The organism is Mesorhizobium zhangyense (assembly GCF_011045115.1).
GTDB classification, from domain to species: Bacteria; Pseudomonadota; Alphaproteobacteria; order Rhizobiales; family Rhizobiaceae; genus Mesorhizobium_M; species Mesorhizobium_M zhangyense.
On the sequence record NZ_JAAKZG010000064.1, the window covers coordinates 1 to 527 of the forward strand.

The window sequence follows — 527 nt, forward strand, 5'->3', positions numbered from 1 at the left end:
CCGATCCTGGAAGCACTGGAACGTTGCGATGCCCGCTTCGCGAAAGAATGGTGGCACTGGTTCTTCTTCGCCCAAAAGGAAAAGCCAGAGCGAGCGATTCTGACCGACCCAGACGGCTGGTATGGCGGATCGCCGGAGCATATGGGCGCAGAAGCCTTTGAGGACTACCGGGCTGCCATCCATGACCCTCGGGTCGTCTATGGAATGCTCGAGGACTACCGTGCTGGTCTTGGGATCGATCGCGAGCATGACCAATCGGACCGTGCTGCGGGCCGCCGGATAGCCTGCCCGACGATGGTGCTCTGGTCGCTTCAAGACGATCTGGAACGACTCTATGGCAACGTCCTCGATGTATGGATTCCCTGGACCAACAAATTGTCTGGGAGGGGCCTGGATTGTGGGCACCATATGGCGGAGGAGGCGCCGGAGACAGTTGCGGTGGAACTGCGAGAGTTCTTTCGATCCGCTTAGATCCGCTACCCATCCGCTTTCGCTGCTTAGGCAGCGATACGATGCTGCAATGAATT

1 protein-coding gene is annotated in these 527 nt (G+C 58.4%); it reads left to right on the forward strand.

Translation table 11 applies throughout. The annotated features are described in order from the left end of the window. The coding region (locus tag G6N74_RS30470) for an alpha/beta fold hydrolase (protein ID WP_165121733.1) at window positions 1–471 on the forward strand (471 nt) is incomplete at its 5' end. Window positions 472–527: the final 56 nt, after the last annotated feature.